Origin of the sequence: Pseudomonas sp. Sample_11, assembly GCF_004307505.1 — a bacterium.
In the GTDB taxonomy this organism is placed as follows: Bacteria; Pseudomonadota; Gammaproteobacteria; order Pseudomonadales; family Pseudomonadaceae; genus Aquipseudomonas; species Aquipseudomonas atacamensis.
Genome location: NZ_RCOD01000086.1, coordinates 20,566 through 29,162, shown reverse-complemented (window position 1 = coordinate 29,162; position 8,597 = coordinate 20,566). Strand labels below are relative to the sequence as shown.

6 protein-coding genes are annotated in these 8,597 nt (G+C 58.2%); 5 read left to right on the top strand and 1 reads right to left on the bottom strand.

The annotated features are described in order from the left end of the window. Positions 1-595 precede the first annotated feature (595 nt). Positions 596-1,885 carry a citrate synthase gene (gene gltA / locus D8U60_RS23655; RefSeq protein ID WP_003222994.1) on the bottom strand — a complete coding sequence of 430 codons (1,290 nt, stop codon included), beginning with the start codon at positions 1,883-1,885 and terminating at the stop codon, positions 596-598. Positions 1,886-2,248: 363 nt separating this feature from the next. Here gltA and sdhC point away from each other — a divergent pair, with 363 nt between their 5' ends. The 5 genes from sdhC (at position 2,249) to D8U60_RS23630 (ending at position 8,560) form a co-directional block, all read left to right on the top strand. Further along, on the top strand, positions 2,249-2,623 hold the full coding sequence (sdhC, locus tag D8U60_RS23650) for a succinate dehydrogenase, cytochrome b556 subunit (protein ID WP_016773673.1): 375 nt from the start codon (positions 2,249-2,251) through the stop codon (positions 2,621-2,623). Then, entirely contained in the window at positions 2,617-2,985 is a 369-nt protein-coding gene (gene sdhD, locus D8U60_RS23645; protein ID WP_008049683.1) for a succinate dehydrogenase, hydrophobic membrane anchor protein, read from the top strand. Before sdhC ends, sdhD begins: the two co-directional genes overlap by 7 nt. A gap of 3 nt (positions 2,986-2,988) precedes the next feature. After that, complete coding sequence (gene sdhA, locus D8U60_RS23640; protein WP_024012149.1) at positions 2,989-4,761, top strand: succinate dehydrogenase flavoprotein subunit; 1,773 nt, start codon at positions 2,989-2,991, stop codon at positions 4,759-4,761. An 11-nt stretch (positions 4,762-4,772) separates the two neighbouring features. Then, positions 4,773-5,477 carry a succinate dehydrogenase iron-sulfur subunit gene (locus tag D8U60_RS23635; RefSeq protein WP_016773675.1) on the top strand — a complete coding sequence of 235 codons (705 nt, stop codon included), beginning with the start codon at positions 4,773-4,775 and terminating at the stop codon, positions 5,475-5,477. A gap of 251 nt (positions 5,478-5,728) precedes the next feature. After that, positions 5,729-8,560 (top strand): 2-oxoglutarate dehydrogenase E1 component, encoded by a 2,832-nt coding sequence (locus D8U60_RS23630; protein ID WP_041479560.1) that lies wholly within the window; start codon positions 5,729-5,731, stop codon positions 8,558-8,560. Positions 8,561-8,597: the final 37 nt, after the last annotated feature.

Sequence of the window (8,597 nt, the reverse complement as noted above, 5' to 3'; positions counted from 1 at the left end):
GCGCTCATTGTTGAGTGGGGCGGCTTCGCCGCGGGCAGCTGCGCTGCTTTGCTTTCTGTGGGAGCGAGCCTGCTCGCGAAGGCGGCCTGACAGCCGACCTGTTTTTTGAGGGTGTATCCAATCCACCTGTAGGAGCTGCCGAAGGCTGCGATCTTTTGATCTGCTTTTGCTTTTGCTTTTGCTTTTGCTTTTGCTCTGGCTCTGGCTCTTGATCTTTTGCCCCTTCGGGAGGCTTCGTTACGGGATCGATCCGGGTGTGGGAGCGCAGCGACCGTACGACGCAGTCGTACACAGCGGAAGGAGGTGCAGCGAAGCAAACCGTAGCCGCTGCGCCCGGATCGGTCCCGTAACGAAGGAGCCCCGAGCTTTAGCGAGCGGGCCGTACGCCGGGGCAAAGCCTTTTGGTTCCTTTTTGCTGGGCCGGCACTCCGGCGTTTGAAAAAGGGACTCGCTGTAAGAGCGAAACCATAAGAAGCCGTTACCGCAGCAACGGATATGCTCCCAATCCGATGAACACCAACAGAAACAAAAACGGCCTCTATATAAGAGGCCGTTCCTGACACACCACTAAACCATCACAAAAAAAGAAAAACCCTTATTTGCGATCTTCCAGCTTGGTGATGTCACGCGACTCGTAACCGGTGTACAGCTGGCGCGGGCGGCCAATCTTGTACGGGCTCGAGAGCATTTCCTTCCAGTGCGAAATCCAGCCGACAGTACGCGCCAGGGCGAAAATCACCGTGAACATGCTGGTTGGAATGCCGATCGCCTTGAGGATGATCCCCGAGTAGAAGTCGACGTTCGGGTACAGCGAGCGCTCGATGAAGTACGGGTCGGTCAACGCGATCTCTTCCAGGCGCATGGCCAGTTCGAGTTGCGGATCGTTGTTGATGCCCAGTTCCTTCAGCACTTCGTCGCAGGTCTGCTTCATGACAGTCGCGCGAGGGTCGCGGTTCTTGTAGACGCGGTGACCGAAGCCCATCAACTTGAACGGATCGTTCTTGTCCTTGGCCTTGGCGATGAACTTGTCGATGTTCGACACATCGCCAATCTCGTCGAGCATGGTCAGCACGGCTTCGTTCGCACCGCCGTGGGCAGGGCCCCACAGTGCGGCGATACCGGCGGCGATACAGGCGAACGGGTTGGCACCCGAAGAGCCGGCCAGACGCACGGTGGAGGTCGAAGCGTTCTGCTCGTGGTCGGCGTGGAGGATGAAGATCCGGTCCATGGCCTTGGCGAGTACCGGGCTGATCGGTTTGATCTCGCACGGGGTGTTGAACATCATGTGCAGGAAGTTTTCCGCGTACGTCAGGTCGTTGCGCGGGTACATCATGGGTTGGCCCATGGAGTACTTGTAGACCATCGCTGCCAGGGTCGGCATCTTCGCAACCAGACGGATCGCGGAGATTTCGCGATGCTGCGGGTTATTGATGTCCAGGGAGTCGTGGTAGAAGGCCGAGAGGGCGCCGACTACACCGCACATGACGGCCATCGGGTGGGCGTCGCGACGGAAACCGTTGAAGAAGGTTTTCAGCTGCTCGTGAACCATGGTGTGGTTTTTCACGGTGCTGACGAACTGGGCCTTCTGTTCTGCGGTCGGCAGTTCGCCGTTGAGCAGCAGGTAGCAGGTTTCCAGGTAGTCCGACTTTTCAGCCAGCTGTTCGATCGGGTAGCCGCGGTGCAACAGAATGCCGTTGTCGCCGTCGATATAGGTAATTTTCGATTCGCACGAAGCGGTCGACATGAAACCCGGGTCGAAAGTGAAGCGGCCCGTGGCCGTCAGGCCCCGAACATCGATTACATCGGGACCAACGGTGCCGGTTAAAATGGGCAGCTCGACGGGGGCTGCGCCCTCGATGATCAACTGCGCTTTTTTGTCAGCCATGTGGCCTCCTATTTATGCTTGAACCATCAGACAGACCCCCCACGCAGGGCCCGCACCACTATAGTGAGATAAATTCGAATGTCAATTTGCCTAAAGTCTTGCTCCAGAAGGCTTTAAGCCGACTTTTTCCTCGAAATTGCCTGCCATTTACGCCTTTTATGCAACTTGTGCAATCCGCTATTGGGGGTAGGTGAACGCGTTGTCATTAGTAGCCTAACTGTCTATACTCGGCCACCGACCGCCAAGGGCTTTTGGGCTTGCTTTCATTGGGGGTCGCATCCCTGGGTGGTGGTTACCTGACCAGTGCACTCCCCAACAACTTTGCCCTGATTGTTAGGGGCTCTTCAGTGTGAAAAAAAAGCCGTGAAAAGCCAACGACCTGTAAACCTAGACCTAAGGACCATCAAACTCCCAGTCACTGCTTACACGTCCATTCTTCACCGTATCTCCGGTGTCATCCTCTTCGTGTGCCTTGCCATCATGCTTTACGCATTGGACAAGTCGCTGAGCTCCGAGGAAGGCTTCGGTCAGGTGAAAGCGTGTCTGACCAGTCCGCTAGCCAAGCTAGTGATTTGGGGCATCCTGTCCGCTCTGCTGTATCACCTGGTAGCCGGTGTGCGCCACTTGATCATGGACATGGGCATCGGTGAGACGCTGGAAGGCGGCAAACTGGGCTCGAAAATCGTTATCGCCGTTTCCGTGGTGGTAATCGTTCTGGCAGGAGTCTGGATATGGTAACTAACGTCACTAACCTGTCGCGTTCGGGCCTCTATGACTGGATGGCACAGCGTGTGTCTGCGGTCGTTCTCGCGGCTTACTTCATCTTTCTGATCGGATACATCGTCGCCAACCCTGGCCTCGAGTATGCCCAGTGGCATGAATTGTTCGCTCACAACGGAATGCGTATTTTCAGCCTGCTGGCCCTTGTTGCTCTGGGCGCTCACGCCTGGGTCGGCATGTGGACCATCGCGACCGACTACCTGACGCCAATGGCGTTCGGCAAGTCCGCAACGGCGATACGTTTCCTTTTCCAGGCAGTATGCGGCGTTGCGATGTTCGCTTACTTCGTCTGGGGTGTGCAGATTCTCTGGGGTATCTGATTCATGGCTAACATTCCAACGATTTCTTTCGACGCCATCATTATTGGTGGTGGCGGTGCCGGCATGCGCGCTGCGCTGCAGCTGGCACAAGGCGGCCACAAGACTGCGGTGATCACCAAGGTTTTCCCGACCCGTTCGCACACTGTATCCGCGCAGGGTGGCATTACGTGCGCCATCGCTTCGGCCGACCCGAACGATGACTGGCGCTGGCACATGTACGATACCGTCAAGGGTTCCGACTACATCGGTGACCAGGACGCTATCGAATACATGTGTCAGGAAGGCCCGGCCGCTGTTTTCGAGCTGGACCACATGGGTCTGCCGTTCTCGCGTACCGAGCAAGGCCGCATCTACCAGCGTCCGTTCGGTGGCCAGTCCAAGGACTACGGCAAGGGCGGTCAGGCTGCACGTACTTGCGCTGCGTCCGACCGTACCGGTCACGCGCTGCTGCACACGCTTTATCAGGGCAACCTGAAAGCCGGTACCACGTTCCTCAACGAGTACTACGCTGTTGATCTGGTGAAAAACCAGGAAGGCGAATTCGTTGGTGTGATCGCGATCTGCATCGAAACCGGCGAAACCTCCTACATCCGTGCCAAGGCCACCGTTCTGGCGACTGGCGGTGCAGGCCGTATCTACGCGTCTACCACCAACGCCCTGATCAACACCGGTGACGGCGTCGGCATGGCTCTGCGTGCTGGCGTGCCGGTACAAGACATCGAAATGTGGCAGTTCCACCCGACCGGCATCGCCGGCGCCGGTGTACTGGTTACCGAAGGTTGCCGTGGTGAAGGTGGTTACCTGATCAACAAGCACGGCGAGCGTTTCATGGAGCGTTATGCTCCGAACGCGAAAGACCTTGCAGGTCGTGACGTGGTTGCCCGTTCGATGGTCAAGGAAATCATCGCCGGCAACGGTTGCGGTCCGAATGGCGACCACGTGATGCTCAAACTCGACCACCTGGGCGAGGAAGTGCTGCACAGCCGTCTGCCAGGCATCTGCGAACTGTCGAAGACTTTCGCCCACGTTGACCCGGTCGTTGCTCCGGTTCCGGTTGTGCCGACCTGCCACTACATGATGGGCGGCGTTGCCACCAACATTCATGGCCAGGCGATCACCCAGAACGCCGAAGGTCAGGACCAGATCATTCCTGGCCTGTTCGCGGTAGGCGAAGTGGCTTGCGTATCGGTACACGGTGCGAACCGTCTGGGCGGCAACTCGCTGCTCGACCTGGTGGTCTTCGGTCGCGCTGCCGGTCTGCACCTGGAAAAGGCGTTGACCGATGGCATCGAATACGACGACGCTACCGAGTCCGACATCGAAGCTGCACTGTCGCGTCTGAACGCGCTGAACAACCGTACCGACGGTGAAGACGTTGCCACCCTGCGTCGCGAGCTGCAAAGCTGCATGCAGAACTACTTCGGTGTATTCCGTACCGGCGAATACATGCAGAAGGGCATCGCTCAGCTGGCCGATCTGCGCAAGCGTATCGCCAACGTGAAGATCAACGACAAGTCGCAAGCGTTCAACACTGCACGTATCGAAGCGCTGGAACTGCAGAACCTGCTGGAAGTGGCTGAAGCTACCGCCATCGCGGCCGAAGTACGTAAAGAGTCCCGCGGCGCTCACGCCCGTGAAGACTTCGAAGACCGTGATGACGAAAACTGGCTGTGCCACACCCTGTACTTCCCGGGTGACAAGCGCGTCACCAAGCGTGCCGTGAACTTCTCGCCGAAGACTGTTCCGACTTTCGAACCTAAAGTCCGGACTTATTAAGGGTGACCGCCATGTTGCAAGTCAGTGTTTATCGCTACAACCCTGATCAGGACGCCGCGCCGTTCATGCAGGATTTCCAGGTCGATACCGGTGGTAAAGACCTGATGGTGCTGGACGTGCTGGCCCTGATCAAAGAGCAGGACGAAGGTTTCTCCTATCGTCGCTCCTGCCGTGAAGGCGTCTGCGGCTCCGACGGCATGAACATCAACGGCAAGAACGGTCTGGCCTGCATCACGCCGCTGTCTGCCGTTGTAAAAGGCAACAAACTGATCGTTCGTCCGCTGCCAGGTTTGCCGGTTATCCGTGACCTGGTCGTCGATATGAGCATCTTCTACAAGCAATACGAGAAGGTGAAGCCTTACCTGCAGAACGACACGCCGGCTCCGGCCATCGAGCGTCTGCAGTCGCCAGAAGAGCGCGAAAAGCTCGACGGTCTGTACGAGTGCATCCTGTGCGCCTGCTGCTCGACCTCTTGCCCGTCCTTCTGGTGGAACCCGGACAAGTTCCTGGGTCCTGCTGCGCTGCTGCAAGCCTACCGCTTCCTGGCAGACAGCCGCGACACCAAGACCAGCGAACGTCTGGCTTCACTTGACGACCCGTTCAGCGTTTTCCGCTGCCGGGGCATCATGAACTGCGTCAACGTATGTCCGAAAGGCCTGAACCCGACTAAGGCCATCGGTCACATCCGTAACATGCTGCTTTCGAGCGGCGTGTGATTCAGCTGCTGTAACCGTTGCACCGTAGAGGCTGTGGCGCGGGCTTCAACCCGCGTCATGGCTATAACCAGAGCCGTAGCCATAAGCTGCAGCTCTTCTTTTGAAGAAATGAGACAAGCAGGGGCATCCGGGCTGGTACCCGGACTATCAGTGTGATCCTAGGTGGCTTGTTTTAGTCGCTGCATTCGGACTTCTGCAAGTTTGCTCGGTGTCGACACCGATGGTGTTCCCCTAACCGAGGGTGACCAAGCATGCAAGAAAGCGTGATGCAGCGCATGTGGAACAGCGCCTACCTTTCAGGTGGAAACGCTGCCTATGTGGAAGAGCTTTATGAGCTCTACCTGCACGACCCTAACGCTGTGCCAGAAGAGTGGCGCACCTACTTTCAGAAGTTGCCAGCCGACGGCAACTCTGCCACTGATGTTTCGCACTCGACGATTCGCGATCATTTCGTGCTGCTGGCAAAGAACCAGCGCCGCGCCCAACCGGTTTCCGCCGGCAGCGTGAGCAGTGAGCACGAGAAGAAGCAAGTTGAAGTGCTGCGATTGATCCAGGCCTACCGTATGCGTGGCCACCAGGCAGCCCAGCTTGACCCGCTGGGGCTGTGGCAGCGTCCTGCACCTGCAGACCTGTCGATCAATCATTACGGCTTGACCAATGCCGATCTTGATACGACCTTCCGTGCCGGCGACCTGTTCATCGGCAAAGAGGAAGCGAGCCTACGCGAAATTCACGAAGCGTTGCAGCAGACATATTGCCGCACCATCGGCGCTGAATTCACGCACATCACCGATTCCGAGCAGCGCCAGTGGTTCCAGCAGCGTCTGGAAAGCGTGCGTGGTCGTCCGACGTACTCCGCCGACATCAAGAGCCACCTGCTTGAGCGCGTGACTGCCGGTGAAGGCCTGGAAAAATACCTGGGCACCAAATACCCGGGCACCAAGCGTTTCGGTCTGGAAGGCGGCGAAAGCCTGATTCCGATGCTCGACGAACTGATCCAGCGTTCCGGCTCGTACGGCACCAAGGAAGTCGTCATCGGCATGGCCCACCGTGGCCGTCTGAACGTGCTGGTCAACACCTTCGGCAAGAACCCGCGCGAGCTGTTCGACGAGTTCGAAGGCAAGAAAAAGGTCGAGCTCGGTTCCGGTGACGTCAAATACCACCAGGGCTTCTCGTCCAACGTGATGACCACCGGCGGTGAAGTTCACCTGGCCATGGCGTTCAACCCGTCCCACCTGGAAATCGTTTCCCCGGTGGTCGAAGGCTCGGTGCGCGCCCGTCAGGATCGTCGCAACGACCTGACCGGTGAGAAAGTTCTGCCGATCTCCATCCACGGTGACGCGGCATTCGCCGGTCAGGGCGTGGTCATGGAAACCTTCCAGATGTCGCAGACCCGCGGTTTCAAGACCGGCGGTACCGTGCACATCGTGATCAACAACCAGGTTGGTTTCACCATCAGCAACCCGCTGGACTCGCGCTCCACCGAGTACGCCACCGACGTTGCCAAGATGATCCAGGCGCCGATCCTCCATGTGAATGGTGATGATCCGGAAGCCGTGCTGTTCGTGACCCAACTGGCCATCGACTACCGCATGCAGTTCAAGCGTGACGTGGTCATCGATCTGGTCTGCTACCGTCGTCGCGGCCACAACGAGGCCGACGAGCCAAGCGGCACCCAGCCCCTGATGTATCAGCAGATCACCAAGCAGCGCACCACCCGTGAGCTGTACGCTGATCGCCTGACCCAGGCCGGTGTGTTGGACGCTGAACGTGTTCAGGCCAAGGTCGACGAATACCGCAACGCGCTGGACAACGGTCTGCACGTGGTGAAATCGCTGGTCAAAGAGCCGAACAAAGAGCTGTTCGTCGACTGGCGTCCGTACCTGGGCCACGCCTGGACCGCGCGTCACGACACGCGTTTCGATCTCAAAACCTTGCAAGAACTGTCCGCCAAGCTGCTGGAAATTCCGGAAGGCTTCGTCGTTCAGCGTCAGGTCGCGAAGATCTACGAAGACCGTCAGAAGATGCAAGCCGGCGGCCTGCCGATCAACTGGGGTTACGCTGAAACCATGGCGTACGCGACCCTCGCGTTCGAAGGTCACCCGATCCGCATGACCGGTCAGGACATCGGCCGCGGTACGTTCTCGCACCGTCACGCTGTGTTGCACAACCAGAAAGACGCGGGCACCTACATTCCGCTGCAGAACCTGTACGACGGTCAGCCACGTTTCGACCTGTACGACTCGTTCCTCTCGGAAGAAGCGGTACTGGCATTCGAATACGGTTACTCGACCACCACGCCAAACGCGCTGGTGATCTGGGAAGCCCAGTTCGGCGACTTCGCCAACGGTGCTCAGGTCGTGATCGACCAGTTCATCACCAGCGGCGAGCACAAATGGGGCCGTCTCTGCGGTCTGACCATGCTGTTGCCACACGGTTACGAAGGTCAGGGCCCTGAGCACAGCTCGGCTCGTCTTGAGCGTTACCTGCAGCTGTGCGCCGAGCACAACATTCAGGTGTGCATGCCGACCACGCCAGCACAGATCTACCACTTGCTGCGTCGTCAGGTGATCCGTCCGCTGCGCAAGCCGCTGGTCGTGCTGACGCCGAAGTCGCTGCTGCGCCACAAGCTGGCCATCTCGACACTGGAAGATCTGGCCGAAGGTTCGTTCCAGACCGTGATCCCGGAAATCGACGCACTGGACCCGAAAAAGGTCGAGCGCGTGGTTCTGTGCAGCGGCAAGGTCTACTACGACCTGCTGGAAAAACGCCGTGCCGAAGGCCGCGAAGATATCGCCATCGTGCGTATCGAGCAGCTGTATCCGTTCCCTGAGGACGACTTGAAAGAAGTCCTGGCTCCGTACACCAACGTCAAACACGCCGTTTGGTGTCAGGAAGAGCCGATGAACCAGGGTGCCTGGTACTGCAGCCAGCATCACTTGCGTCGCAGCATCGCCAACCTCGACAAGACTCTCGTACTTGAGTACGCGGGCCGTGAGGCTTCGGCTGCGCCAGCTTGTGGTTACGCATCGATGCACGCCGAGCAGCAGGAAAAACTGCTGCAAGATGCTTTCACTGTTTAACGCCTTCGCGCTGACTGAAACCGAATTTTAAGGACCC